This is a genomic window from Collinsella sp. AM44-11, from assembly GCF_003467145.1.
Lineage (GTDB): Bacteria > Actinomycetota > Coriobacteriia > Coriobacteriales > Coriobacteriaceae > Collinsella.
This window is the reverse complement of sequence record NZ_QSFE01000001.1, coordinates 23722-50274: the sequence shown is the minus strand read 5'-3', so window position 1 is coordinate 50274 and position 26553 is coordinate 23722. Positions and strand designations below refer to the sequence as shown.

Annotated in this window: 27 protein-coding genes; 2 read left to right on the top strand and 25 right to left on the bottom strand. The window is 59.7% G+C overall.

Going from position 1 to position 26553, the window contains the following annotated elements:
* Positions 1-182: 182 nt before the first annotated feature.
* Entirely contained in the window at positions 183-2186 is a 2004-nt protein-coding gene (locus DW943_RS00250; protein WP_117861847.1) for a fructose-specific PTS transporter subunit EIIC, read from the bottom strand.
* 272 nt (positions 2187-2458) lie between these two features.
* Between DW943_RS00250 and DW943_RS00245 the strand changes: the two genes are divergently transcribed.
* Positions 2459-3316, top strand: coding sequence for a MurR/RpiR family transcriptional regulator (locus DW943_RS00245; RefSeq protein ID WP_233543528.1), 858 nt, complete (start codon positions 2459-2461; stop codon positions 3314-3316).
* Between the two features lie 59 nt (positions 3317-3375).
* Here DW943_RS00245 and DW943_RS00240 read toward each other — a convergent pair whose 3' ends face one another.
* The 14 genes from DW943_RS00240 to alaS all read right to left on the bottom strand — a co-directional run bounded on the left by DW943_RS00240 (position 3376) and on the right by alaS (position 16495).
* Positions 3376-5004 carry a DNA repair protein RecN gene (locus DW943_RS00240; protein ID WP_117861845.1) on the bottom strand — a complete coding sequence of 543 codons (1629 nt, stop codon included), beginning with the start codon at positions 5002-5004 and terminating at the stop codon, positions 3376-3378.
* Entirely contained in the window at positions 4994-5854 is an 861-nt protein-coding gene (locus DW943_RS00235; RefSeq protein WP_117635157.1) for an NAD(+)/NADH kinase, read from the bottom strand. The genes DW943_RS00240 and DW943_RS00235 overlap by 11 nt, the downstream gene beginning before the upstream one ends.
* Entirely contained in the window at positions 5851-6654 is an 804-nt protein-coding gene (locus DW943_RS00230) for a TlyA family RNA methyltransferase (protein WP_117861844.1), read from the bottom strand. Before DW943_RS00230 ends, DW943_RS00235 begins: the two co-directional genes overlap by 4 nt.
* A 34-nt stretch (positions 6655-6688) precedes the next feature.
* Positions 6689-6928 (bottom strand): exodeoxyribonuclease VII small subunit, encoded by a 240-nt coding sequence (locus DW943_RS00225; RefSeq protein WP_006233978.1) that lies wholly within the window; start codon positions 6926-6928, stop codon positions 6689-6691.
* 2 nt (positions 6929-6930) lie between these two features.
* Positions 6931-7518, bottom strand: a complete 588-nt coding sequence (gene nusB, locus DW943_RS00220) for a transcription antitermination factor NusB (protein ID WP_117635156.1) — start codon at positions 7516-7518, stop codon at positions 6931-6933.
* Between the two features lie 3 nt (positions 7519-7521).
* Complete coding sequence (locus tag DW943_RS00215) at positions 7522-7884, bottom strand: Asp23/Gls24 family envelope stress response protein (protein WP_117629319.1); 363 nt, start codon at positions 7882-7884, stop codon at positions 7522-7524.
* Positions 7885-7908: 24 nt separating this feature from the next.
* Positions 7909-8472: an elongation factor P gene (gene efp, locus DW943_RS00210; protein ID WP_117635155.1), complete on the bottom strand. Its 564-nt coding sequence runs from the start codon at positions 8470-8472 to the stop codon at positions 7909-7911.
* 160 nt (positions 8473-8632) lie between these two features.
* Entirely contained in the window at positions 8633-9763 is a 1131-nt protein-coding gene (locus tag DW943_RS00205) for a Xaa-Pro peptidase family protein (protein ID WP_117861843.1), read from the bottom strand.
* Between the two features lie 132 nt (positions 9764-9895).
* On the bottom strand, positions 9896-11005 hold the full coding sequence (locus DW943_RS00200; protein WP_117861842.1) for a hypothetical protein: 1110 nt from the start codon (positions 11003-11005) through the stop codon (positions 9896-9898).
* Complete coding sequence (locus DW943_RS00195; RefSeq protein WP_117861841.1) at positions 11002-11535, bottom strand: shikimate kinase; 534 nt, start codon at positions 11533-11535, stop codon at positions 11002-11004. The genes DW943_RS00200 and DW943_RS00195 overlap by 4 nt, the downstream gene beginning before the upstream one ends.
* Before the next feature lie 8 nt (positions 11536-11543).
* Complete coding sequence (locus DW943_RS00190; RefSeq protein WP_117861840.1) at positions 11544-12041, bottom strand: YqeG family HAD IIIA-type phosphatase; 498 nt, start codon at positions 12039-12041, stop codon at positions 11544-11546.
* A 2-nt stretch (positions 12042-12043) separates the two neighbouring features.
* Complete coding sequence (gene mltG, locus DW943_RS00185) at positions 12044-13399, bottom strand: endolytic transglycosylase MltG (protein ID WP_233543526.1); 1356 nt, start codon at positions 13397-13399, stop codon at positions 12044-12046.
* On the bottom strand, positions 13392-13820 hold the full coding sequence (gene ruvX, locus DW943_RS00180; protein WP_089571740.1) for a Holliday junction resolvase RuvX: 429 nt from the start codon (positions 13818-13820) through the stop codon (positions 13392-13394). The genes mltG and ruvX overlap by 8 nt, the downstream gene beginning before the upstream one ends.
* Before the next feature lie 17 nt (positions 13821-13837).
* Positions 13838-16495, bottom strand: a complete 2658-nt coding sequence (gene alaS / locus DW943_RS00175; RefSeq protein ID WP_117861838.1) for an alanine--tRNA ligase — start codon at positions 16493-16495, stop codon at positions 13838-13840.
* 194 nt (positions 16496-16689) lie between these two features.
* On the opposite strand from alaS, the gene DW943_RS00170 reads away from it, so the two are divergent.
* Positions 16690-16929 carry a hypothetical protein gene (locus DW943_RS00170; RefSeq protein WP_117861837.1) on the top strand — a complete coding sequence of 80 codons (240 nt, stop codon included), beginning with the start codon at positions 16690-16692 and terminating at the stop codon, positions 16927-16929.
* A gap of 6 nt (positions 16930-16935) precedes the next feature.
* On the opposite strand, the gene DW943_RS00165 is transcribed toward DW943_RS00170, so the two are convergent.
* The 10 genes from DW943_RS00165 to lspA form a co-directional block, all read right to left on the bottom strand.
* Entirely contained in the window at positions 16936-18348 is a 1413-nt protein-coding gene (locus DW943_RS00165) for an AI-2E family transporter (RefSeq protein WP_117798322.1), read from the bottom strand.
* Positions 18345-19136: an RNA polymerase sigma factor SigF gene (locus tag DW943_RS00160; protein ID WP_117635146.1), complete on the bottom strand. Its 792-nt coding sequence runs from the start codon at positions 19134-19136 to the stop codon at positions 18345-18347. Before DW943_RS00160 ends, DW943_RS00165 begins: the two co-directional genes overlap by 4 nt.
* A gap of 1 nt (position 19137) precedes the next feature.
* A complete protein-coding gene (locus DW943_RS00155) occupies positions 19138-19515 on the bottom strand; it encodes an ATP-binding protein (RefSeq protein ID WP_089571730.1) in 378 nt (125 codons plus the stop codon).
* A complete protein-coding gene (locus tag DW943_RS00150; RefSeq protein ID WP_117861836.1) occupies positions 19508-20095 on the bottom strand; it encodes a DUF948 domain-containing protein in 588 nt (195 codons plus the stop codon). The genes DW943_RS00155 and DW943_RS00150 overlap by 8 nt, the downstream gene beginning before the upstream one ends.
* A 95-nt stretch (positions 20096-20190) precedes the next feature.
* Complete coding sequence (locus DW943_RS00145; RefSeq protein ID WP_199572701.1) at positions 20191-21540, bottom strand: replication-associated recombination protein A; 1350 nt, start codon at positions 21538-21540, stop codon at positions 20191-20193.
* Between the two features lie 60 nt (positions 21541-21600).
* The gene (locus DW943_RS00140; protein WP_117861834.1) at positions 21601-22848 is read right to left on the bottom strand and encodes a deoxyguanosinetriphosphate triphosphohydrolase family protein; all 1248 of its coding nucleotides are present in this window, start codon (positions 22846-22848) and stop codon (positions 21601-21603) included.
* Between the two features lie 31 nt (positions 22849-22879).
* Positions 22880-23302, bottom strand: a complete 423-nt coding sequence (locus tag DW943_RS00135; protein ID WP_117736296.1) for a prepilin peptidase — start codon at positions 23300-23302, stop codon at positions 22880-22882.
* A gap of 79 nt (positions 23303-23381) precedes the next feature.
* Complete coding sequence (locus tag DW943_RS00130) at positions 23382-24677, bottom strand: glycosyltransferase family 2 protein (protein WP_117635141.1); 1296 nt, start codon at positions 24675-24677, stop codon at positions 23382-23384.
* 82 nt (positions 24678-24759) lie between these two features.
* Positions 24760-25773: an RluA family pseudouridine synthase gene (locus tag DW943_RS00125; RefSeq protein ID WP_117757598.1), complete on the bottom strand. Its 1014-nt coding sequence runs from the start codon at positions 25771-25773 to the stop codon at positions 24760-24762.
* Positions 25773-26354, bottom strand: coding sequence for a signal peptidase II (lspA, locus tag DW943_RS00120; RefSeq protein ID WP_117861833.1), 582 nt, complete (start codon positions 26352-26354; stop codon positions 25773-25775). Before lspA ends, DW943_RS00125 begins: the two co-directional genes overlap by 1 nt.
* Positions 26355-26553: the final 199 nt, after the last annotated feature.

Here is a 26553-nt window from a genome sequence, read left to right as displayed (position 1 = left end):
TTGTTCGCGTGGGTGATTCAGTCGATGAGGGCTATTAATGCCCTGTTGGGGACTAAGGAGTGTCCCGGGGTGCCGGCAGGAAAAGGACGTCCCTAAGTGCCGGGTGGCATGAAAAAAGGCGAGGACCCGTAGGGAGTCCTCGCCTTTGTTACAGGGGGCGATGTTATTCGCGTACTGTTGAATTAGACCAGGCGGGCGTTGATCGTCTTGGCGATCTCGGCGGCGTCGGTGGAACCCTTGACGGTGGCACGGAAGTCCTCGTCCATGAGCGCCTCGGCGACCTTGGACAGGATCTTGAGGTGCGTGGTGCCGGCCTGTGCACCAGGGATGAGCAGAGCGATGGCCACGTTGACGGGAGCGCCGTCCATGGTATCCCAACCGGTCACGCCGTCATCGTCCTTAACGACGATGACGGCAGCCTCGGTAATGGCGTCGGACTTGGCATGCGGGATGGCGAAGCCCTCCATCATGCCCGTGGTGCCCTCGGCCTCGCGGGCCAGGAAGGCGTTCATCACGGCGTCGGCGTCGCTGGCGATACCGGCCTTGACAGCCTGGTTGGAAACGAAGCTCAGAGCCTCGTCGCGAGAAGCGAAGTCCTCGGCGACAAAGACATTCTCGACCTTCACGAAGTCGGCAGCATCGGCCTTAGGGGCCTCAACGGCAGCAGCCTTGGAAGCCTCAACCGGCTTGGCTACAGGAGCGGCCTTCTGATTCTTCTCGAAGTCGTACTTCTTGAAGGCCACGAACAGGATGCCACCGATCACAGCGCCGATGAGGATCGCGAGGACCCACAGCGGACCGTTCTCGACAACGGGCAGGACCAGGAAGCCACCGTGAGGCGCCGGATCGTGAACGTTGAACATGATGGTCAGGATCGAGGCGATGGAGGAACCGAGCATCATGATGGGCATGACGGGCCAGATGTTCTTGGTCATGAACGGAATGGCGCCCTCGGTGATGTGGGTGCAACCAAGAATGAGGTTGACGATACCGGCGTCATGATCCTCCTGGCTGAAGTACTTCTTGCCAACGACGACGGCGAAGGTGGTGATCAGCGGCGGAACGATGCAGGCGGCGGAGACGGCAGCCATGAAGTTGGTGCCGAAGTTGTAGGTATCGGTGCCAACGCCAGCAGCCAAGGCCTCGGTGAGCATAGCGGTACCGGTGACGTAAGCAGCCTTGTTGACCGGGCCGCCCATGTCAACGGCGCACATGCAGCCGATGGCAAGGCCCAGGACAATGGCGCCAGAGGCGGACAGACCCTTGAGGAAGTCCATCATGGCGGTGTTGATGGCAGCCATGGGGCCGGAGATGCCGAGCATGACCAGGCCGACGATGGCGGTCGAGAACAGCGGGTACAGGAAGATAGCCTTGAGGCCGTCCAGATTCTTGGGCAGCTTGGAGAAGACCTTCTCGAGCAGCAGGATGACATAGCCAGCGAGGAAGCCGCCGACGATGCCGCCCAGGAAGCCGAAGCCCACGCCGGCGCCGCCGGCGTCGATCATGCCGGTCTCGGCGTTAACGGGCAGGCCCTGGATGGCGATCATACCGGCAACGAAGCCGGGGACGAGCGCCGGGCGCTTGCCGATGGACTCGGCGATATAGGCGGAAAGCACGGGAACCATGAGGTTCATGGCGATACCGCCGATGATCTTAAGCATAGCGGCAAAGCTGTTGTAGTCAGACGCCGTCGAATCGAAGGACGTGATGCCCCACAGGAACGAAACGGCGGTCAGGACACCACCGGCGACGACGAAGACCAGCATGTGGCTGACGCCGTTCATGAGGTGCTTGTAGATGATGTGGCCGATAGATTCCTTCTCCTCGACCTCATCCTCGACATCGGCAGCAGCCGCAACCGAGTCGTCACCCTTGGCGGCGAGCGCGCGGTCGATCAGCTTACCGGCTGCCTCGACGGACAGGGCCTTGGAAACACCAACGGAAACCATGCGCTTGCCGGCGAAACGCTCCGCCTGGACATCCTTATCGGCTGCGACGACGACGGCCTTGGCACCGGCGATCTCACTCTTGGTGAGCTCGTTCTCGACACCGACCTGGCCATGGGTCTCGACCTTAATGGTCAGACCGCGCTCGGCAGCTGCCTTCTCCAGCGCCTCCTTCGCCATGAAGGTGTGCGCGATACCGGTCGGGCAACCGGTGGCGGCGATGATGTCAAACTTAGCCATGTGTCCCTCCTTTTTAAGTTTTGCGCCCGCAGGCGCTCCCCTACACGCGCGTCCTTGCGCGCTTTTCCACAACTGAAAGATACCAACCTACCGTCCGCGTGAGAAGAGACAAGGAGCAATTCTCCGGTGAAAGGTTCTTTCATAACCGTAAACGGTAGGTGAAAGTTTACCATCAACACTTGAAACGGCAAGGTGTATCTTGTAATTGAAAATCCCCCTATACTATGACAGTACAAAACGAGTCCGATTATCATGCCAACCAGGAGCCATCCATGACCGATAGTAGCAAGAGCGCACTTTCCCTCATTAGTACCCATCAGGGATACAGCGAATCCGAGCAGCGCATTGTCGACTATATATTGGAGCACCAGTCCGAGGCGCCACGCCTCACGGCGGCTCAGCTCTCGCGCGCCGCCGCCACGTCCGAGGCGACCGTTTCGCGCTTCTGCCGCAAGCTTGGCTTTGGCAGCTTCCGCAGCTTTCAGTTTTCGTTGGCGAGGGATTTGGAAAGCCAGCGCAACGAGGGCCTGACTGACGAAGTCTCGCTCGACAATATGGAGCAGAGCCTTAAGAACATCCTGGCTGCCAAGGTGAGCGAGCTTAATGCGACCATCGACGGGATCGACCACGATACGTTGGCGGCTGTTGTGCATGCCCTTAAGCATGCAGGGGTTATTGAGTTTGCGGCTGTGGGAAATACGAACGCGGTCGCGCTCGATGCGACGTTTAAGTTTTCGCAGCTGGGCCTGCGCTGCATGGCGAGCACCATTAGCGAGACATCAATCGGCTTTGCGCTCACGTTGCGCCCGGGTGACGTCATCGTGCTCATCTCAAACTCCGGCAAGTCGCGCCGACTGAATCGCATGGCAAAAGCGGCTCGCGACTGCGGTGCCACCGTAGTCGTCATCAGCAGCGACAGCAAGTCTCCACTCACGCGCCTGGCAGACTACACTTTTAATACCGTCAACCACGAGGCGCTGCTGACGACGGGTGACTTTGCGTTCTCCAAGATCAGCGCCACGATGATCATCGAAGTTATCTACAACTTCCTGCTGCCCGAGATTGAAGACGCTCGTGAACATATCAGCTACTACGAGGAGCTCATCCAGCCGGACAAGGTCGTTGAGTAAAACGCGTAGTGGGACAAAAATTTCAGTCTATTTTGTCCCACCAACACCGCTGATACGACCTAGCCTCGAACTTCTTCGAGCATCTGCTTTGCGTGGGCCAAGCTTGCCTCGGACTGATCGCCGCTGAGCATGCGGGCGATCTCGGCAGTACGCGCTTCGCCGGTTACCTCGTCCAAATGCGTCTGGGGAACATCGCCCGGCTCCTTGCTGACAACATAATGCTTGTCGGCCACGACGGCGACTTGCGCCAAGTGGGTTACGACAATCACTTGATGCGTAGCGGCGAGATCTGCCAGCACGCCCGCGAGCGCACGCGCCGTGGAGCCACCGACACCAGCATCGACCTCGTCAAACACCAGTGTATCAACACCGTCCGCGTTACCGAGGACCACCTTGCTCGCCAGCATGACGCGGCTGAGCTCGCCGCCCGAGGCAATGCGGCGCAGGGGACGCGGCGTCAAGCCGGCACCGCTGCGATACAAAAGCTCGTAGCTTGAAGGACCCGCCGGCGTCCACTCGGCGCGCGGAAGATCACGCGACTCCCAAACGAGCTCGGCGCCGCCCATCTCCAAGCGTGCCATCTGGCGGCCAACCTCGTGGCAGAAGCGCGGGGCCGCCGTATTGCGAGCGCGCTTAAGCGCCTTGGCGGCAGCGAACAGCTCGCGCTCGGCGCTCCCGAGTGCCTCACGCGCCTTTTTGATCTGCTCATCGCCATCATCGACCAGGGACAGCAGCTCTTGCGAGCGATCGCGCATGGCAAAAACATCGTCCATGGTGGGACCCCACTGACGCAACAGGCCCTTGAGGTCGGAATACCGCTCACGCATGCGAGCGAGCTCGCGCGGGTCGAAGGCGACGCCATCGCGATAGGCACGAAGCTCGTTCGCGCTATCCTCAAGGGAGATGCAGGCATCCGAAAGCGCATCGGCAATGTCGCCCAGTTTGCGATCGACGGTAGCCATACGGGAAAGCTCGGCCACGGCGCTGTTCACGGCATCGAGCGCTCCACCTTCGGCGGCAAGCGATGCATGGGCATCGTTAGCTGTGGCAACCAGTACCTCGGCATGTTCGGAGCGCGGCAGCAGTTCCTCGAGTTCCTCATACTCGCCCGGCTTGGGGTCGACCTCGCCGATGCGCTCGAGGGCAAAGCGAGCCTCCTCGACGCGACTCCCCTGCGCACGCGACGCCTCCTCTACGCGACGGACCTCCTTGGCAGCCGCACGCGACGCCCTAAAGCAGACACGGTACTTTTCCAGCGCCTCGAGCGCAGAGCGACCAGCCCAGGCATCGACCATGGCAACATGATGCGCCGGATCGAGGAGGCGCTGGTGCTCATGCTGGCCGCACAGATCCATCATCACGCCGACGCGCTCGGAAAGCTCGCGCACGCTGGCGATGCGGCCATCGATCCTGACGCGACTGCGGCCTTCGGCAGAAAGGCTGCGCTGCACGGTGAAACCCTCCGAGTCGTGCGGGCCATCGAACAAGCGCGCCTCGACGCTGGCAAGCTCCTCTCCCTCGCGCACCGTCGACGAATCTGCACGCTCGCCCAATATGAGCTTGAGCGCCGAAAGCAGAGCGGTCTTACCGGCACCAGTCTCGCCGGTTAGGACAGTCAGGCCAGCACTCGGAACCAACGTCGCCTCGCGAATGAGTGCAATGTTGGAAACCTGCAGCTCATCGATCATGACGCACTCCGTAGAACACGCGGCTCACCGAGTTATAGAAGCTCTCGGGGCCGTAATCCAGCAGCAGCACATCGCCGGGACCACGACGCACGGCCACGCTCTCGACCGTGCCATCGCAGGTAATAAACTGCCCGTCGATGGCAATCGCCGGCACGCTCGGGCGATCATCGGACATAAAGATCTCGACGACATCACTCGGCGAGGTCAAAAAAGCGCGAGCCTGAATGGTATGCGGAGCGATGGGCACACAGACCATACCCGTGTAATCGGGGCTGACAATGGGGCCGCCGGCGGAAAGCGCGTAGCCGGTGGAGCCGGTCGCCGTCGAAACAACGACACCGTCGCCGCGAAGGCGGTCGATATGATGGCCGGACACCGTGATGTCAAATTCGACCATATCGGACAGGGGGCCGCGCGTAAGTGCCATATCGTTGAGGGCAAACGTGCGCACGACATCCTTCGCGCCGTCTTCGCGCACGGACACGATATCCGCGGCGATGGTGGCGCGGCGGCTCACGTGGAGCTCGCCGGACAGAGCATCGCTCACAACCTGCAGAATGTCGCGCTCCTCGGGGCTCGCAGCAGTTAAAAAGCCCAGGTGACCATAGGAAAGACCAAGGATAGGAATCTCGCGATGGTTGAGGATGCGGGCAGCGCGCAGCAACGTGCCGTCGCCGCCGAGCGTAATGACCAGATCGGAGCCATCAATATCAGGCGTGCTTTGAATCTTCGATCGCTGGTCGGCAGCCCATGCGACCTCGTAGCCCTGGCGCGAAAGCCAAAGCTCGAGCATCAGGCCGCTCTCGACCGCCTCTTGCTTGTAGTAATTGGGGACCAGAAAGACCTTCATAGCGTTGCAGCTTTCTCGCTCAAAGCCGATACCTGGGATTGAAGCTCATCGTCGGCGCGCTCCCCGGGGACAGACCTTGTGCCGTACAGGAAAAACTCAACGTTGCCCTTGGCACCATGAATGGGTGACACGCACACATCGACCGGGAACAGGCCCTTGGCGGCAAAAAGCTCAATCGCCGCCACGAGTGTATCGCGGCGGACGGCGGAGTCGGTCACGATACCGCCGTCGCCCACCAGCGCAGCCGGCGCCTCAAACTGGGGCTTTACGAGCGTGCAGAACGAACCCGAAGGCTTCAGGCACGCCAGCACGGCGTCGATGATATTCGCGATGCTGGTAAACGAGACATCACATACAGCCAGGTCGATGGCACCGGCATAGCCAAGCTCAGGCAGCTGCGTCACGTTTGTGCGCTCATGCAGCGTCACGCGATCGTCCTGACGCAACGACCAATCAAACTGGGCGCGACCCACGTCCACCGAGACAACGGTCGCAGCTCCGCGCTTGAGCAGACAATCGGTAAAGCCGCCGGTAGAGCAGCCTACGTCCAGGCAGACAAGGCCCGTCGGGTCGATACAAAACGCATCGAGCGCACCCTCGAGCTTAAGGCCGCCGCGCCCAACGTACGGAATGCGCCCCTTCACGTGCAGAGGCAAGCCCGGGGTCACCTTAAGGCCCGGCGAAGTCAAGCGCTCGCCGCCACTCGAGACCAGGCCGGCCATAAGAGTGCGAAGGGCATCCGCGCGATCGGCGCAGATGCCCTGTGAAATCAGTTCGTCATCAAGACGCACGCGTTTCATGAATGCCATCAACCATTCGTATCCGGAGATGCGGCTAACTATCCTGGGATTCGTTTGCCGCATCCTCATCGTATTCCTGTTCGAGCTTATCGGCCTCACGCGGCGTCAGCTCAAACTTGTCGACCATATCGACCGCGCGGGAGCCCAGCTCAATCGCTTCGTCAAACAGATCGAGTGAACGCTCCAAGGACGTATCCTTGGAGCGAACGGTAGCGATGATCTGGTCCAGACGGTCCGAGATCTCGTCAAAGTTACGGACAGAACCCTCTGGCATGGCTACTCCTCGACGGAGTCGGCCTCGACGGCCTCAGCAGCGTCCATATCCTCGGCAAGTACACCGGCGGTAGCCTGAGCGGCAGCGACCTTGGCGGCAGCCTCAGCAGCCTGGGCCTCCTCGCGAGCGCGATCCTCGGCCAGCAGTTCCTGGTACAGGTCCTCACCCGGCAACTCCTCGCTGCGCGCGATCTTGCCCAGCACGCCGTTGACGAACGACGCGGACTGGTCGGTGCCATAGGCCTTGGCAAGTTCGACGGCCTCGTTGATCACGATAGCGTCCGAGACCTCTTCGTCGGTGAGGAAGCGCATCTCGTAGACGGCGATACGCAGCAGGTTGCGGTCGGCGCCGGGCATGCGCATAAGATCCCAGTTCTTGGCGACGGCGCGCAGGGCACAGTCGATGCGATCGATATGCTCGTAGGCACCGCGGCACAGCTCCAGCGCATAGGGGTCGAGGGGGCCCTTCGAGATCAGGAAATCGCCCTCGAGGACGCGCTCGAGCGGGCTGTCCGTGGCCTCGGCCTGGAACAGCAGCTGCAGCGCCTGACTGCGGGCAAGCGTACGCCCGCGATAAACCTTAAGGCTCAAAGGTTACTCCTTGGGGAAAACGAGGCCGTCGATGCAAACGTCAACGCGCTCGACCTCAACGCCCACCTGGGCATCGATGGCAGCGACCACGGCAGCGCGAACGGCCTCGGCGAGTTTCTTGAACGGATAGCCAAAGAACACCACAACGCGCACGGTGAGTGCGAGCTTGTCGCCGACGACCTCGGTCTCGACCGCCGGCTCGGAAGCCGGGGCCTTGGACGAGAGCATCATGGAGACAAGGTTGGTGGCAAGGTCCTTGACGCCAACGGAGGCGATGCCCTCGACATCCGACACGGCGCGCGAGACGATGGCGGTCAGAACATCGGGCGAAATGCCGATGCCGTCAATCTTGATTTCCTGGGGCATGAGTCCTCCTAGAAGAGTTGGTTGCTAGACGCGGGAGACGAACTTGCCGTCGCGGGTGTCAACCTTGATGACCTCGCCCTCGTTGAGGTACATGGGGACCTGGATGACAGCGCCGGTGTCAATCGTGGCCGGCTTGGTGGAACCCTGGACGGTGTCGCCCTTAAAGCCCGGGTCGGTCTGGACGATGGTGGTCTCGATGAACATCGGCGGGGTCACGCCCATGAGCTCATCGTCGGCGAAGAGCAGCTGGCAAATGTCGTTCTCGCGCAGCCACTTGGAGTTCTCGCCCACCATGTCGTCGGGAACGGGAACCTGCTCATAGGACTCGTTGTCCATGAAGATGTAGTCGGTGCCATCGTTGTAGAGGTACTGGAACTCACGGGTGGTGAGCATGACGCTCTCGAACTTGGTGCCGGCGTTGCAGGTGTTCTCGACGACGCGGCCGCTCTTGATGTCGCGGGTCTTGTAGCGCACAAACGCGCCGCCCTTGCCCGGCTTGACATGCTGGAACTCGACGATGGTGTAGACCTTGTCCTTAATGCGGAGACCGAGGCCGTTCTTGAAGTCGGCGGTAGAAATGGTAGGCATAGCGACCTTTCTTGTTATGGGCAGAACGCACAAGCGTCCAAATTACATACGAGCAAAATTATACACTTGCAGACGGCGCCTGCAGCGAGCGCATAAAAAGAGAACGCGGGGCGTCCGAATTGCTCCGGAGGCCCCGCCCCAAACTATCTACCGAAGTAGACTAGCAATCGATGACGTGAAGGTCATGCGGCGTCTTGGTGAAGGGCTCGTAGCCGTTCTCGGTGACCACGCCGTAGTCCTCCAGGCGCACGCCGCCCACGCCGGGCAGGTAGACGCCGGGCTCCATGGTGATAACCGAGCCGACCTCGATGATATTCTTGCTGCGGTTGAAGTTGGGCAGCTCGTGGATGTCGATACCGACGCCGTGGCCCAGACCATGGTTGTAGTAATCGCCATAGCCGGCATCGCCAATGATCTTCTTGGAAAGCTTGAAAATGTCGTTGCCCTCGACGCCCGGATGGATGGCGGCGACGCACTCCTCGTGCGCACGGCGCACGAGCGCGTACAAGTCGAGCTGTTCGGGCGTGGGCTCGCCCATCACGACGGTACGCGTCATATCGGAGCGATAGTCGCAGTAGCCCGCGCCATAATCCATGAGAACGAAGTCGCCCTTCTCGATCACGCGGTCGCTCGGGACGGCATGCGGGTTGGCGGTGTTGGGGCCGCTCGCCACGATGGAGCCGAAGGCCAGGCTGTCGGCGCCGTTGGCGAACATAAAGTTCTCGAGCTCGTTGCGAACCTGCTTCTCGGTCATACCGGGCTTAATATAACCGAGCATGTGCTGGAAGGCGGCGTCGGTGATCGACTGCGCATGGCGCATGAGCTCGATCTCCTCGGCGTCCTTGATGGCGCGCATCTTGCGAATGTCGTCATGTATCAGCGGCAGCATGCAGGCGACGGAACGATCCTCCAAGCCACGCTGGATACCCTGGTAGAAGTTGATCTGCATGTCGTCCTCGACAGCGCAGACGCGGCACTTGTTGGCCGCGATCTTGCCGGCGACCCAACCGGAGATGGTGCCCTCGTCCATGTCATAAACCCAGGGGCTGCCGGCGGGCGTGTTCTCCTCAAAGCTGTTGAGATAGCGCGAGTCGGTATGGAACAGGCACTGGTCGGCCGTAATAAACGCAGCATGCGGGAACTCGAAGGTGTAATCGAAGACGCCCTTGACGCCCGTAAGCCAACGAAGGTTGGCCTCGTCGCGCACCACGATAGCGTCGTAGCCACGATCAACCATCAGGGCACGGACACGCTCGATACGACCGGCGGGACCGGCAGCAAACTCTGACATGCAGATTCCTTTCTTGTTGTCTCTATAAAGACGGAACGGGTCTCAACCGAACGACGGAATCGCGCGCGATTCGCAACCGATTGGAAACCCGCCCCTCAACATGATACGAAAGACGATGTATGTCAATAAATCCTAGAGAAGTTCTTTGCGAGAAGCCAAGTATGCGCGAGCATGGCGGTCGAGAACCTCGTCCTCAACGCTCGTTAGACGAATGGCGCCGAGCGCCGCGGGCAGCGGCAACATGCTGCGGTTCGAGCGGACAAACTGCTGCCTGCGGAACTCCTCGATATATGAGGCAGGCTCCAGATCGAAGGCAAGCTCCTCGATACCAAAGTCCTCCAGGCAGTCATCGACCTCAAAGACGTAATCGATATCGAAGTCACAGGCATCATGTGCTAGGCGCGCCTCAAAGCGCATGCCCTCGGACAGCAGCTGGTAGACAGGGACCTGCGACGCGGCATCGACAAAGCAGGCGCGCAGGGTACGCTCCCCCGTCTTGCCAAAATCGAGCGCATGACGGGCGCTCGGGTTCGTGGCCATCAGTACGTCCTTACGTGCAGTCTGAGACCACTGAACGGCATTGACGAGCGCGACCTCCTCGCCCGCGAGAATCTCGGGGACGGTCTCGGTAAACTGATTCCAGCGGGACTTGCTGCTCGAAAGCATGGTGCCAACAAGTACCGCATAACCGAGCTTAAGGTCCTCGGGGTCCGCCGCGCGAACAAGGTCGAGGTCACACACGACCAAGCCCGGCTCGGGACGAAACGCGATAGCGGGAAGCGCATTCTCCGACGAGGCGACGAGCGGCTTCATGGTCGTCGCGACCGTGAGCATGGCGTCGAACGTCGTCGGCAGCAAGGCGCACTCGGTGCGACCGCACCACTGATTGGCACACCAGCAAACGACTGAGCAGGTCGCCGTGTCGCCGACAGCGACAACGAGATCGTCACAGGTAATGCCATTAGCCGACAGGGCGCCAAAGACGGTATCGGCATCGACCAGCGTAGCACCGGCAGGCGAAACCTCGAGGACGAGCAGCGACACGGCAAAACCGGCGTCGACCAGCGCATGCTCGACGACCTCGCCAAAACGCTCGGATGTGGCGTCGTTCCAAACCACCATCGCGCGCTTAGGCTTGCCCACAACCGAGGCAAACATGCGCGGCAGCTCATCGAACGCGCCCAATCCGACACGGACATCGACGCTGCGGTTTTGGAAATTGATCAGTTGACGGCGAATCATAGCAGTCCACGCTCCAAAAGCATCTCGGCACAAAGGTAGGAAACGTCCTCGAAGGACTTGTTGCGAATATCAAGGGTAATATCGGCGGCCTGGCGATACAGCGGACGGCGATGCTCAAACAGGCGCGCAGCATGCTCGGGCGAGCGGAAATCGGGCCGGGTATCAGAACGGCGAATCTGGCGCAACGAGTCCTCAAAGTCGCCTTCGAGGTACACGCATGTACCCATCTCGTGCATCAGTTCAATGTTCACCGGCGTCTCGACGATGCCACCCCCGCACGACACCAGCAGGCTGCGCTCGCTTTGAAGCGAACGGAGTGCCGAGGTCTCAAGCTCGCGAAAACGATCCTCGCCCTCGGTCTCAAATATCTCGGTCACCGACTTGCCACATCGACGCACAACCAAACGATCGGTATCGATAAAACGCCGCATGAACATAGTGCCGACGTTGCGCGCGAGCGTCGATTTGCCCGCGCCCAAAAAGCCGATAAAGAAAATATGGTCGCAGCCGTGTTTGATGTGCTGAGACATGGCGAAACCTATTCCTCGCAGGGAAGGTCGCGCAGGGCCCGGCGCTCAAAGATACGGAAGATCTGCGTGTACCACAGGTCCTGGGTTGCCTGCGGCTTGACCAGAATAGTGTCAACGCAGGCAAAATTACCGCTCCACACGTCCGTGTACAGCTGATCGCCGATCAGCACCGCCTCGTCTGCCGTGGCGCCGAGGCGCTTAAGACCCGCCTTCAAGGCAAACGGGGCGGGCTTCATGGCGTGGCTAATGGCCTCAAGTCCCAGCTCGCGTGCAGAGCTCATGACCTGGTCGCGATGCCAGTTGTTGGACACCATGCACAGCTTAAAGCCTTTGGCGCGGGCGGCGTCGAGCCAAGCGGAAACCGCAGTGGGAACCTGCTCGGTGTCGCGCGGCACCAGAGTGTTATCGCGATCGAGCAGAATGGCGCGTTTGCCGTCGGCCCACAGGGTATCAAGGTCGATGCGATCGACCGAGGCAACGTATCGTTTGGGGCTAAAAATCCTCATGATCAATTCCAAGACTGTTGGTGCTCTTCGTAGGTCTTCGAGAAATACTCCTCGTCCTGCGTAATGTAGAAATACAGGTCATCGGAGTCGGTCGGCTCAAGGGTGGCCTTGAGCGCCTCGAGCGACGGAGAGCAGATGGGCGTGGGCGGCAGGCCCTCGTGCTTATAGGTGTTATACGGACTATCGCTCTGCAGGTCGTCGGCGGTAACCTCTCCGCCGGTGACATACATCATGGTCGCATCGCTATTGAGGTAACGCAGGCCATCGAGCTTGCCCGCCAGACGGTTATAGAAAACCGATGCCACATGCGCGCGCTGATCGGCGTTGAGGCCCTCGCGCTCGACGATCGAGGCAAGGTTAACGATGTCGTAATCGGACATCTCCACGCCATAGCGCTCCTTGATCATGGCCTCGCAGCTCGCAAAGTCAAGCGACTTGTACTCGGTGTTGAACTGGTCAAGCATGGCGCGAATCACATCATCGGCAGAAGGGTCCTTACCCAACGAATAGGTCTTGGGGAATAGGAAGCCCTCGAGTGAATCGTTTGCAGCGTCTTTAAGGAAAGCGTAATCATTCACATAATTGCTCGCCTTGGCCTGGTTAAGGAAATCTTCCTTAGAAATGCTGTCGTATGCCGCGGCCACACGATCGGCGACCTGGTCGACCGTCAGGCCCTCAGGGATAGTCAGTGCATCGGAGCCCGCATTGGGGCCTTCCATGAGCTGCTGAACAACCTTGGTCGCGTCCATGAGCGTGGTAAACGAGTAGGTGCCAGGCTTAAGCGACATATCGGCATTGAGCTTTTTGACCGCCGCGTAATAATCCTTGGGGTCTTCGACGATATGGTTCTCGGAGAGAATCGAAGCGATGGCATCACCCGAGGCGCCATCGGGAATCGTAATAGTAACTTGCTGGCCAGCAGCGACTTTCGCATCCTCGCCGGCAAAGAAGCCCTTGACGGCCGGCACAACAAAGAAAACGATCGCGACAAGCGCAAGCACGGCGATGACGCCACCGATAATCATAGGCACCGGAGAGCTTTTCTTTTGGACGCCACGGCGGGCATGCGTGTTATAGCTCGAGCGCGTGGCCGGAGCAACGCCGTGCGAGCCATGAGCATGATGTGCGTGGGGGCGTGATTGCCGGGCCTGCCCCTGCGTGCGCTGGGCAGGAGCCTGCTGCTTAAAACGAGCGCCGCCAGCGGGCTGCGCGGGACGAGCTGCGGGCTGTTGAGCGGCACGCTGAGCAGGTTGAGCCGAACGCTGCGTCGGCTGCGCCGGGCGCTGGCCAGGCTGAGCAGGGCGCGGCGCAGGCTGCCGTGTACGATTCTGCTGGCGCGGATCGGAAGCGCTAGGCATGCGAAACCTCCTCGTTTTTACGATCGAGCCATGTCTGCAAGAACAGGCTGGCGGCGATCATGTCAATCTTGCCCCTCATCTGCTTTTCGTTGAGTCCCTGCTCTCGCAGGATTCGCTTGGCCTCCTGCGAGGACAGACGCTCGTCCTCAAACTCCAACGGAAGTTCGAGCTCGTCGGCAATCTTTTGGGCCACTGCGGCGACGCGCTCGGCCTGGGGGCCGGGCTCACCTGCCATGGTCAAGGGACGTCCACTTACCAGGATATCGGGCTCATAGTCCTCGACCAGGTAGCGAAACGTCTTTGCCATACCAGTGACCTCGGCAGCCGGAAGCACCTTGACAGGCATCGCCATCTTGCCATCACGGCTCGAGACGGCAATGCCAATCCTGGTCTCCCCTATGTCCAGTGCGAGCGCGACCACAGCGACTACTTAGGTTCTTAGGCGCCGAGCGCGGTCTTGGCGGCCGCGAGGGCATCGGCGATACCGGCAGCATTCTTGCCACCGGCCTGGGCCATGTTGGGACGACCGCCACCGCGACCATCGACCAGGCCCGCGATCTGCTTGATCACGTTGCCGGCGTGGAAACCGGCCTTCACGGCGTCATCGGAGCCGGCGGCGAGCAGGGCCGGGGTGCCCTTCTCGGTAACGCTGGCAACGACGCAGGCGACGGGGCCGGAGACCTTCTGGTGCACGGTATCCCACACATTGCGCAGGTCAGCAACCTCAAGACCCTGAAGCTCAGCGACGACGAGCTTGTAGCCGTTCAGCTCGACAGCGCCCTCGATGGCGCCAGAGATAGCGTCGGAGGAGCCACCGGTGAGTGCCTTCTTGAGCTTGTTGGACGTCTCGCGCAGCTCGGCCTGCAGGTTCTCCACGCGGGCGGGAACCTCGTCAACACGGCACTTGAGCGCAGCGGCAGCGGCGTCAACGAGCGCCAGGCGGTCGGCCATGTAGTCGAGAGCGCCCTTGGAGGTCACGGCCTCGATACGGCGGACGTTGGAGCCCGTAGAGGACTCGGAAATGATCTTGAACAGGCCGATCTCGGCAGTATTGGCGGCATGCGTACCGCCGCAGAGCTCACGGGAGAACGGCTGATCCTCGGCGCCCACGGAGACGACGCGGACGACGTCGCCGTACTTCTCGCCAAAGAGGGCGACAGCACCGGCGGCCTTGGCCTCGTCGATGCCCATGACGCGGGTCACGACCGGTTTGGAAGCGAAGATCTGCTGGTTGACCAGGTCCTCGACAGCCTTGAGCTGCTCGGAGGACAGGGCCTCGAAGTGCGTGAAGTCAAAGCGCAGGTGCTCGGGCGTCACCAACGAGCCAGCCTGGGAGACATGCTCGCCCAGGACCTGCTTAAGCGCGGCGTCGAGCAGGTGCGTGGCAGTGTGGTTGCGGCGCAGGAAGCCACGGCGCTCGGCGTCGAGCGCGGCTGTCACGGTAGCACCGACGGTCAGTGTGCCCTCGGCAACGTGCGCGACGTGAGCATACAGGCCATTGTGGTTCTTGGTGTCGGCAACAGTCAGCGCAACGCCCTCGGCGGAAAGCTCACCGGCATCGCCCTGCTGGCCACCCATCTCGGCGTAGAACGGGGTGCGGTCGAGCACGACCTCGACGTCCTCACCGACGGAAGCAGACTCGACGGACTCGCCGTTACGAACGATGGCGACAACCTTGGCACCCTCGATCACATCGTTGTCATAGCCGTCGAACTCGGTCGCGGCAACCTTGTCGGAAAGCTCGACCCACACGTCGTTGAAGCTGCCCCAAGCATCGCCCTTGACGTTGGCGCGAGCGCGGGCCTTCTGGTCCTCCATGCAAGCGGTGAAGCCGTCCATATCGACGTCGTGGCCAGCGACGCCGGCAATCTCGACGGTCAGGTCAATGGGGAAACCAAAGGTGTCATGCAGCTTAAAGGCGACGTCGCCCGGAAGGACAGCACCCTCGGCAAGCGCGGCCAGAGCCTCATCCAGGTAGACGCGGCCGTTGTCGAGCGTCGTGGAGAAACGCTCCTCCTCGGAAGCGACGATACCCTTAACGAGCGCGACGTTCTTGAGCAGCTCGGGATAGGCCTCGCCCATCTGGGCGTTGACCTCGTCAATGAACTTGGTCAGGAAGGCGCCCTCGATGCCCAGCAGGCGACCGTGGAACACGGCGCGGCGGAGCAGGCGGCGAAGGACGTACTCGCGACCCTCGTTACCGGGGAGAATGCCGTCCGAGATCATAAAGTCGACGGCACGAGAGTGATCTGCGATGATGCGCAGGGAGCGGCTAGCACCGGAGTAATTGTCGGCGTCATAGGTCTTGCCGCTGATCTTCTCGCCCAGCTTGATGAGGTGCTGCATCAGATCGCCGTCGTAGTTAGCGGTCTTGTGCTGCATGATGGCGGCCATGCGCTCCAGACCCATGCCCGTATCGAGGTTGCGGTGCGGCAGCTCCGGCATGGAGCCATCCTCCTGGCGGTCGTACTGGGTAAAGACGAGATTCCAGAACTCCAGGAAGCGGTCGCAGTCGCAGCCGGGCTTGCAGTCGGGGCTGCCGCAGCCGACCTCCTCGCCCATGTCAAAGTAGATCTCGGAGCACGGGCCGCAGGGGCCGGTGGGGCCAGCGGCCCAGAAGTTGTCGTCCTCGCCCAGGCGGGAGATGTGATCATCGGCAACGCCCAGGGAGCGCCACACGTCATGGGTCTCGTCGTCCTCGGTAAAGACGGTGAAGTACAGGCGATCGAGCGGCAGCTTGAACTCCTTGGTAATGAGCTCAAAGGCCCAAGCGCAGGCCTGCTGCTTGGAGACGCCGCCAAAGGAGAAGTCGCCGAGCATCTCGAAGAAGGACAGGTGACGGCCGTCTTCGCCGATGCAATCGATGTCGTTGGTGCGGACGCACTTCTGGCAGGAGATCGCGCCGATCTCCTTCATGGTCTTCTTGCCCTGGTAGTACTCCTTAAACTGGTTCATACCGGCGTTGGCAAGCAGCAGCGAAGGGTCGTCGGGGACGAGGGACGAAGAAGGATAGAGCTTAAGACCGCGCTCCTCAAAGAAGTTGAGGAACTTAGAGCGGATCTCGGCCGTAGTCATTGACGGGTAGTCAGCACTCATAGAGGGAATCTCCTCGGTTTTACATCGAAACAGTTCAAACGTAACGATATTACCATCCCACCGCGCCTGTGCAAAAAAGAGGGCCGCCAAACAGCGACCCTACAGCGAAAGTGCACGTTATTTAGTACTGTGCGATCCTTTGAAAAAGGGCTGCTGTAGAATTACATATAAGAGTCACCCGGAAGGAGCGATCGATGAAAAGCAAACGATTTTTCCTCAATGCACTTCTGTTAGCGGCACTTTTAACGCTTTTGGCTTTCACCTGCTGGTACGCAAACCAACCAGCATTTGGCTACGTGTTGTATGCAGTAATGTCCGGCGATAAGGCTTATTACACTCTACGTGCAATTGACATTCTCTTTTTCTATGTTGCCGGCCCCTTATCAATCGCTCTGCTCGCGTTTCTTGTCATTTACAACTTCAAGAAACGTTAATAGGACCTATTTAGAATCCGAGTCGTCCATGGAGCCGTCGATGCCGGTTTTGGTATCGTCGTCCGTGTTGGAGTCATCGTCCTTGGCAAAGGGGTTCTTGAAGAAGCCCGTGGCATCGGGCTGCAGACCAGAGAGCTTAATCCAGGGATTATCGAGCTCGGGCTTGGGCATGGCCTGGGCCTCGGGCGCGGTCTCGTTGCCGATGAGTTCGGACTCGTAGATGAACGTATCGTCGCCAAGCGCGTCGTAGGCGGCAACTGGGTTACCCTCGGTATCGCGATACGGAGTGCCCTTAAACACGGCGCCATCGTATGCCACGAGCTGACGCCCGGTCTCGTTCTCAAAGTAGTAGACGAAAATGCCCTTGAGGGCCGCGCACAGCGGAATGGCGATAACCATGCCGATGGGACCCATGAGTGCCGAACCGATAACGAGGGCCGTAAGGCTCATGACGGGATGCACCTGCACCGAGCTCTGCATGACCTTGGGCGAAATGACATTATCGGTGACGTTTTGAGCCACCATGGTCACGACAAGCGTCCATAACGCCAGCATAGGGCTGAACATAAAACCGAGTACCGTGGCGATCGCCGCGCTTACCCAGGGACCGACAACCGGAACCAGGTGCATAATGCCGGTAAAGATAGCCATGAGTGCTGCATACGGATGGCCGATGATCGTAAAACCAATAAAGGCAAGAAAACCGCCACAGATCGATGTGATGACCATGCCACGCATGTAGCCGCCGACCGAACGCGAAAGGATGGCCACCATAAAGCGGTACGAGGTCTCTTTTTCCTGCCCGATGATGGTGCAGACCTCGTGGTGCATGCGGGGATAATCGCAGGCAAGCCAGTAGGCAAGCACCAGACCCAGGAAGATGACGAACAGCTGCGAGGCCGTGTTGGTAATGAGCGGAAACACACCGCGGCCGAGCTCGGCAGCGATTTGCGAGACGTACTTGGACGCTACGGTAACCAACGAAGAAAGATTGTCGTCCAGATACTCCTTGAGCGGCGTGTTGTTGAGCGTCTTAGCGTGCGAGAGCATCTCGTTGAGATCGCCACCCGCAACACGAAGCTGCTCGGGCAGGCGGCTCAGGACTTCCATGATTTGACCGAGCAAAATAGGCGATAGGATGCAGACGACGCCGACGAGCACGGCAACAACCACAATGAGTGCGATGAGCGAACCGAGGCCACGTCCGACGCCGTGATGCTCGAGCCAGTTGGTGATCGGAGACATCACAAAAGCGATGATGGAACCGACAGCGAGAAACTCGATGACCGGTGCCAGGATGCCCATAAGGTTAAAGATGACGGCAGCGATGACAATGCAGCCGACGACGCCCCAAATACGCAGCGTCAGAATGCGGGTATCGCGAAGCGTGCGGTCGATTTGTTGGGGGTGCTCACTCATGAACGAACCATCACTCCGTCGGGGTCAATCTTATCTTGAATCTTCTTAAGCGTGCGGCGCAGCAGACGCGAAACCTGCACCTGCGAGATGCCCAGCTTCTTGGCAATCTCGATCTGGGTCATGCCCTTCACAAAACGCAGCTCGATAACCTCGCGCTCGCGAGGCGAGAAATCGCGGATGGCTTCCTCGATTACCAGACGGTCATCGGTAAAGTCGAGCTCGTTGTCGTCGTCGGCATAGCGATCGAGAATCGAGGGAGCATCGTCGGAGTCGGACGCGCCGGGAGCCTCGATGGGCACCGAGGTATAGGCCGAGGACGATTCCATGGCTTCGAGCACCTCGTCAACGGTCACGCCAAGGTAATCGGCGATTTCCTCAACCTTGGGCGAACGCTGAAGCTCGTTGGTGAGCTTATCGGTGGCCTGGTTAACCTTGGCAGAGAGCTCCTGCAGACGACGCGGCACGCGCACACTCCAGCCCTTGTCGCGGAAGTGGCGCTTAATCTCGCCCAAAATGGTGGGCGTGGCAAACGTCGTGAACTCGAGTCCGCGTTCAGGGTCAAAGCGGTCGATAGCCTTGAGCAAGCCCAAGTACCCGACCTGCAAAAGGTCATCGAGCGGCTCGCCACGGTTCTTAAATTTGTTGGCAAGAAACCTTACCAGATTCATATGGGACATGACGAGCTGCTCGCGGGCATCCGGATCACCGGTCTCCTTATAACGACGAAACAGCTCGCGGGTTTTCTCCTTGTCCCAAGCGGTCTTGCCGCTCCGGGAACGTTCGGTCATATTAGATATCCGCCTTGAGGTCGAGGGAAAGCGTTAGGGGCGCCGCAGTCTTTTCGTAGGAATCGCACACGCTTGCAAGAATGAGCTCGGCATACACAGTAGCCTGGTCATCCTCGTCGACGGTGGCCTGTTCCCCAAAGGTAAAGGTCATGCCGACGTGAGATTCGTCCACATCGAAATTGATCGTGATGTCGTCGCAGTCGACCGCGGTGCACCCAAAGATGAAGGCTTCCTCGGCAGCCATGCGGATATCCTCGATGCGATCGACGGACATAGAGCACAGGGCGCCGACGTTGGCGGCCGTCATGCGCACCAAGCGCGCGAGACGAGGATCACCGGCAACGCTCAGCGTGATGGGGCAGGTCGCTTCACTACTCATCGCAGGACTCCTCGGAGGTCTCGGCAGGCGTATAGGTGTAATACTGAGCAGGCTTGGCTGCGGGCTTCTGAACATCATCGTCATCAGCAGCGGCATGGTCATCGCCAATCAGAACGCGCTCAGTAGGCTGCTCGGCCTCGGCGGCGGCAGCGGCGAGCTTGCGATCGGCGTCGGCTGCAGGAGCCTTCACCTTATTGAAGAGCTTCTGCACGGCGCCAGCAGCAGAATCAGTCACGCTCGATACGGCATTGCTGGCCTCGGCCACGCTGCCCGTGACCTCGGAGATGTCGCGAACGACCGCCTCAACCTCAACGAGGTTAGACGTCAGAGCATCAACGGCAGTCTTGCTCGACTTGAGGAGCGGCTCAACCTGTGCCAGCGCGGGGGTGAGCTCATCGACAGCGCCATCGAGCTTTGCCACCACGGGCTGTGCCTCGGCGAGCGCATTATTGAGGTCGCTCACCGTCTTGTCGAGCGAGTCGACGACGGTGCGGGTCTTGCGCAGCGTGAGTGCGAGCTCGACAACAGCCCACACGCCGGCAACGGCGAGCACTAGCAGGGCGATTTGAATGGGACTCATACAAGCCTCCCGAAGGAATCGAAATACAGACGTTTTTCATGGTACCCCAAAGAAGGGCAAAGATACCCAAAGGGAATGCGCGAGGCGCCAATGGCCTACTTGGGAGCGTTGCCGCTACGGTCGCGCTCGCTTTGCTCCACACGCCACTCTTCCCAACCGCGGCCGGCAGGCTGCCAGAACGCGCCGCGCTCCAGCCCCTCGGGCAAGTAGCGCTGCTCGACCCAGCCTTCGGGATAATCGTGCGGATACTTATACACACCGTATTCGTCGCTGCCAGGACGATGACGATCGCGCAGGTAACTCGGCACCTCGCGAAGACCACTGCTGCGGATATCGGCCAGCGCCGCATCGATCGAGGCCTCACACGCGTTGGACTTAGGCGCCAGGCACACATAGAGCGCAGCCTGAGCCAGGTTGATGCGACACTCGGGATAGCCAATGACCTCGGCAGATTTAAATGCGGCATGTGCCACCAAAAGCGCCTGCGGGTCGGCGTTGCCAACATCCTCGGAAGCCTGAATCATAATGCGGCGAGCGATAAACTTGGGATCCTCCCCTGCATCGATCATGCGCGCGAGCCAATAGATCGTGGCATCGGGGTCGCTGCCGCGCATAGATTTAATAAACGCACTGATAATGTCGTAGTGCATGTCACCGTTTTTGTCATACGAAAACCCACGACGCGGATTGGCGATCTTCACGTCATCCACGGTAATGGGATAGCGTTCCCCCGCCGCCGGCGCTGGCGTTCCCTCAGTATCGGGACGCGTAACGGCAATCTCACTCGCAAGCTCGAGCGTCGTGAGCGCCGAGCGCGCATCACCCGCGGCCAGCGTGCAAATGGTCTTGACTGTATCCTCATCGGCCGAGAACTTACCGTTTAAACCCTGCGGCGCCTCGAGCGCACGCTCAATGAGCATGGCGATATCCTCGTCCTTCAGGTGCTCAAGCTCTACCACACGCCCACGCGAGAGCAATGCCGAGTTGACCTCAAAGTACGGGTTTTCCGTCGTGGCGCCAATCATAATGACGGTGCGGTTCTCAACCGCATGCAGCAGGGCATCTTGCTGCGACTTAGAGAAGCGATGGATCTCATCGATAAACAGAATGGTGCGGCGGTCGTAGGTGTTCAGACGGGTCTTAGCCTCATCGATTACGCGGCGCAGGTCCTTCACAGTGCCCGTCACGGCGCTGACCTCGACAAACTCGCTCTTGGTATGGTTGGCGATAATGTGGGCCAGCGTCGTCTTGCCGGTGCCAGCCGGGCCGTACAGAATCACGCTCGACAGCACGTCATGCTCAATCGCGGCGCGCAGCCACGAGCCCTTACCGACGGCCTTTTGCTGGCCCACATACTCGTCGAGCGAATTGGGGCGCATACGCACCGCAAGCGGCGCATTTTTAAAGGAGCGCTCGCGCGTCGAAGCAGAAAAAAGGTCGTCCATAGCCATCCCGTGCATTAATCAAAATCGTTGTTGACCAACAGTATACCGAAAGGATACGAACTACCGTTCGTTAATATAGGTGCGGTGCGGAAACTTTAGACCTGGGAACAATTTGCTCGTCAGCTCGCAGAAATAACCATCCGTCATGCTTGCGATGTAATCGACGACGGCCTGATCCTTGTCGTCCTGCCAGGCATAGGTGCGATCGTAGTAGGAAAGCTGCTGCTCAATGCGCGAAACATGATGCTTAAAGATGTAAGAGAACTCGTCGCCTTTATTTAGATCCTGCAGGCAACGGTCGTAGAGCTTTTCGAAGGCCTCACGCAACTCTGCCTCAGAATCGCCTTCGATACCGCCCTTGCTATAGATCTTCTCGTAGTTCTCGCGCTTCGCCCGGCGGATCTCCTCAAACAGGTCCTCGCTCATCTCGATACGCGGTTTGCCATAGCTATGCTCAACGATATCGATGGAAGCGTGTGTGAGAATCCAGCTGTTATAGGCGCCGCCCCGACCATCGTCAAAAGCGTCGGGCGACAGCAGGCCCGCCGCAATGGCGTCCTGACGATCACGACCGACGTAGGCGAGGATATCCGAGATACGCACCACACAGCCCTCGAGGGTCATGGGGCGCAGGTGCTCGATCGCGCCATAGCCCGTGGCAATGCAGTCCTCGACGGTACGGTCGAACTGGTCAAACGACGCCATGTCCGAGAGTTCAAAGACACGCTGCTCGTACTCGCCGTTATGGCACAGCACGCCGTCGAGCGTCTGGAGCGACACGTTGCGGCCGTACAGCGCGTCGAGCACGCGGACGGACTGCACGTTATGGAAAAAATAACGACCCGTACGCTCGTGATAGATATCGTTGAGGAAACGCTCGCCGGCATGGCCAAAGGGTGTGTGGCCCAAATCGTGGCCCAGGCCAATCGCCTCGATCAAATCGCAGTTGAGGCCCAGGGCACGGCCGATATCGCGGGCAATGCGCGAGACGAGCTGCACATGAAGGCCGCGCCGCGACAGGTCGTCGTTGCTGCGAAAGCTAAAGACCTGCGTTTTGCCTGCATAACGCGTGTACGCAGGAAGATGAAGAATCTTTTCGGTATCGCGCATAAACGCCGGACGCATAAGCGTGCCTTTGTCGGCGGCGCGATCAATACGACGAACGACCTGGTCGTCGCAGCATCGATAAGGATTAACGACACCCGAGGCGCGGTCGGCGGCGATACGCTCGACCAGCTCGGGCGACAACGCCGCGGGAATGCGGTCCATGCGCGCCTTAATGACGGCCGTTTCTTGATTAGTTGCCATGGCATGCTCCTTAAGAAGGATGCGCAATCGGTTACAAAGTGCAGCCCACAACCTCGATTATGGCAAAAATCGGCACCAAAAACGGGAGCAATGGCAGGGAGCGCGATTTCGTGATGAGGCAGGAGAGGGCCAGGGCCAGGAGCGCGGCGGCAAATGCCACGAAGCCACCCATAGGGTCGAGCGTGCAAAGCGCGAAGAGCGCCTTGGCATCTCCCATGCCGATGCCGGGGGTCTGGCGATGTCGCCGCCAAAGCGACTCAGTCAGCACAAGAGAAAGGTACACGATGACCGCAAGGCCAGCGTGGTCAAGTGCCGTGTTTAAGCCCCCATCCAGCCACACGCCCGCAAACGCCGCCACGGCACACGCAGCAGCAAGCGCGTTGGGAAACCGCCGCTCGCGGATATCAATCGCCGCGCCGGCAAAGGCGCAGATCCAAAATGGGATATAGACCACAGGACACCTCCCGGGACGGCTGTTCTAAAGCAAAAACCACCACAAAGGTGTATCCCCTTTGTGGTGGTTCTGATCGTGGTTATTTTGCGCCCTGCATGACCTCGTCGAGGGTAACGTTAACGGCGTGCTGCGTGGGCACCCAGTCGACCTTCAGGAACAGCGCGGCAACCGTGATGGGGATATAGCTGAACATAAAGATCGGGAAGGTAAACAGGTTGGTCACCAGGCGCCACTTTTGAGCGCAATGAATGTGCTTGTACTCAAAGATGGTCGTGAGCAGCGCCAGGATAAAGAAGGTCTGGTACATCATCACGAACGTCATGATAAGCGAGGCGGCACAAGCCTGCATCTCGACCTCGGTAGCCAAGAAACCATGCGAAAGGCCACCCACGATCAGGAACGTCGCATTGGCGAGCATGGAGATCAGGGACAGCAGCATGCCCGGAGCGATGGTCATAAACATGTCATATGCGGCAAAGCGATGATAGCGGAACGTCGACTTGACCAGATGCTTGCCGTAGGTAAAAAAGACCTGGTAGAAGCCCTTGGTCCAGCGCATGCGCTGTTTCCAGGACGCCTTAAACGTCACCGGCTGCTCGTCAAAGAACTCCGCCGGCGCATAACCGATGCGGATGCCGTGAATGGCGCAGAACGTGGTGAACTGGATGTCCTCGGTCAGTGTATGGAACTGCCAGCCGTGCATGCCCTCGATAACACTAGCGGAGATAAGGTAGCCCGAGCCCGAGACGGCGCAGGACGTCTTGCAGATATTACGCGCGTTGTTGAGGAAGCGGGCCTCACGCAAATACCAGGTGGCGTTGGCAGAGGAAATCCACGAACTGCCGAAGTTCTTGGAGTTACGATAGCTCGTGACCACATGAAAGCCCTGGTCAAAGGCATCATTCATCTTGGAGACGTAATCGCGGGAGATAACATTGTCGGCATCGAAGATAAAGTAGCCCTCAAACGTGTCGGGATACTCGTTGAGAATGCGATCGAAACCAAAGTCCATGACCCAGCTCTTGCCCTTGCGGGCCAGGTCATTGCGCTCGTAAACAATGGCACCGGCCTCGCGCGCGAGCTGCGCCGTGTTGTCGGTGCAAGCATCGGCGACCACGAAGACCTCGATGAGCTCGGACGGATAGTCCTGATCCTTGATAGAGCGTACGAGATTGGCGATCACGGCCTCCTCGTTATGTGCCGCAATGAAGAAGGCATAGCGGTGGAGTTTTTTGGCCTTGGGAGGCGCGACCTCGCCACGAAGAGCGCCAATGACAAAGAAGACCACCTGGTACAGAAAGCAGACCGTGAGCAGCGTAACCACAATCTGGTTGAAGATCACGATGGGTGTGTTGGTTTGTAAAAAGGCGAGCATGCAGGCTCCCGAGAACGCGTTACGTAAACAACCGTATATCTTACCGTAGGCTAACCGAGTTCAAGAAACCACCTAATACTGGTTAGGCTTCGAGCAGACCGAGCTGCGGAACGATTTCGTCGCCGGCGGCAGTGCGGCCGAGCGAGCGCGGGGCTAGGTCATCCAGAACGGCGGCGAGATCCCACGGCAGCTCATCGCGGCACTCAATGTGCTCCCCCGTCACGGGATGATCGAACGCCACACGCCAGGAATGGAGGAATTGCCTGGTCAAACCCTGGTCGGCACGCGCATCGCACTTACCGTAGAGCGGATCGCCCACGCAGGCGTGGTTGATATGGCGCATGTGCACGCGAATCTGATGCGTGCGACCCGTAAACAGGTGGCACTCGACGAGCGTATAGCCATCGTCAAAACGCGTGGAATCGAAGCGCTCGAGGACCCTAAAGGTCGTAATGGCCTGGCGCGCGAAAGGATCGTCCGAAACCGCCATCTTGACACGGTCGCGCGTAGAACGGGCAATGCCAGTGTTAATGGTGCCCTCGTCCATGGCAATGTGGCCGTGGACGAGCGTAATGTAGCGGCGGTCGAGCGTGCGCGTGCGGATGAGATTCTGGAGCGCGCGCTGGGTGTCGTCGTCTTTTGCCGCGAGCATAAGGCCCGAGGTGTCACGATCCAGGCGATGCACGATGCCGGGGCGGTCCTCGCCCTGCACGGTGCCCAGATGGTCAATGCCACAGTGATAGACCAAGGCGTTCGCAAGGGTGCCGCTCTCGTGGCCATGGGCGGGATGGCACACCAGACCGCGCTGCTTGGAGAGCACGATGAGGTAGTCGTCCTCGTAGCGGATATCGAGGGGAATGGCCTCGGGAATCACATCGGTGGGATCGTGCGGCTCGGGCAAATCGACCGAAATACGGTCGCCGGAGCGCACGGCATACTTTTTTGACAGGCATGTCTCGCCGTTGACGGCAACGGCACCGCCCTCGATCAGATGCGCGCAGGCAGAGCGCGTAGGGCAGCCGTCATTAGCGCCCAGATAGGCGTCAAGACGCTGACCAGCGGCATCGTCGGCAACAAGGATATGGATGTCGGCCATTAGCGCTCGCTCCTTTCGCGAATCTTGCGGGCACGCTCCCCACGCTGCTGGGCCTTGCGCTTAGCGCGGGCCTCGTCACGGGCGTTGAGCTCGGCGGTCGCGTCGACCTCACGGGCCGCAGGACTCAAGAACATGTAGCCGATGAGGGCAAGCACCACACCGACCGTAATGCCGACATCGGCCACATTGAAGACGGGGAAGTCGATGAAGATGGTGGCAATAAAATCGGTCACGAATCCAAAAGCGAGGCGGTCGATAGCATTGCCGATAGCACCGCCCGCAACCATCGCCATGCCCACAACCTCAAGATGGGCGAGCTGAGGTGCACGAACGAGGTACACGGCAATAGCGATAATGACCGCCAACGCCAGCACGGCAAACGCAATGCCATGCCCCTCGCCCATGCTAAAGGCAGCACCGATATTGCGGACAAACATAAAGTCGATAACACCGGGGATGACGGTCACATGCAAGGCGTCGCCCACGGCACGAACCGCAAGCTTGGCCAGCTGGTCAACAAGCAGCACAACGAGCGCCACCCCACCAGCAACAACCAACCGCCAACGCAAAGGCGGCGTCATATCCGCACCACGACCCAAAGAAATCCCCTACCCTCAGATAATCAAATTCCGTTTAACGCAAATAACCATCTTATATTGCCACACGCAGAGCGCACGACACATTCGCTAACGTCAGATAAATAACCAGCATAAAAGAAAGCGGCATTCCGGTTAACGGAATGTCGCTTTTCTTCAGCGGAGCAAATGGGCCGAAGGCGCC